Origin of the sequence: Plantactinospora solaniradicis, from assembly GCF_042658085.1 — a bacterium.
GTDB lineage: Bacteria > Actinomycetota > Actinomycetes > Mycobacteriales > Micromonosporaceae > Plantactinospora > Plantactinospora solaniradicis.
The window spans coordinates 1-887 of sequence record NZ_JBHSPR010000166.1; the positions used below are offsets into that span (position 1 = coordinate 1).

Genomic DNA, 887 nt, shown 5'->3' on the forward strand with positions numbered 1-887 from the left:
CGCGTGGGCCGAGTTGCGCGGCCGTCTCGACGAAGCTCTGCACCCGTGGCGACGCCCCGTCCTTGCGCCACAGCAGGGCCCACTCCGTGACGGGCGCGTCATGGACGGGTACGAACACCACACCCGGGTGTGAGTAGTACTGCAACACGTGCTCGTTCAGCGGGCTGACGCACTCTCCGGCGGCCACCTGGGTCAGTATTTCGTGAAACGTCGTGACGAGAGGAGCGCGCGGGACCGGCCGGCCGCCGGGTGTCGTCGCCGGAACCATCGCCTCGACCCAATAGTCCGGAAGGTTTGAGCCGAGATCGACGAACGCCCGCCCGCCAAAGTCCTCCATCGACACCGACGCCCGGTCGGCGAGTTCATGCCCGGTCCACACGGCCAGCACCCGCCCCTCGGTCAACAGCACCGGCCCCTCGACCAGGTCCGGCTCCCGCACCGGCCGCCACAGCAGGGCCAGATCCAGTTCCCCCGCCCGCAAGGCCGCGAACGGATCACTGAAATGGATCTCGCGCAGCGCCACCTCGCAGCCGGAGTGGCGGCTACGGAACAGCTCGATGACATCGCGGATCTCGTGACCAACCGCCCCCATCACACCCAACCGGACGGTACCGCTGACCCCCCGCGCCGACTCCGACGCCGCCGCGAGACCCTTCTGGATCGCGTCATAGCCGGGCCGCAGATCGTCGCGCAACTGCATGCCGACCGAGGTCAACGCCACCGCCCGGCTCGTACGATCGAACAACGCGGCGCCGATGCGACGCTCCTGCGCCTTGATCGCCTGGCTCACCCGCGCCTGCGACACATGCAGCCGCTGCGCGGTACGCCCGAAGTGCAGCTCCTCGGCGAGCGTCAAAAAAATCTCGATGTCGCGAAGCTCCACCCGA

General features: G+C 68.7%; 1 protein-coding gene. It reads right to left on the reverse strand.

Going from position 1 to position 887, the window contains the following annotated elements; genetic code table 11:
- On the reverse strand, window positions 1-887 hold an 887-nt coding region (locus tag ACFP2T_RS48075), incomplete at both ends, for a LysR family transcriptional regulator (RefSeq protein ID WP_377434836.1).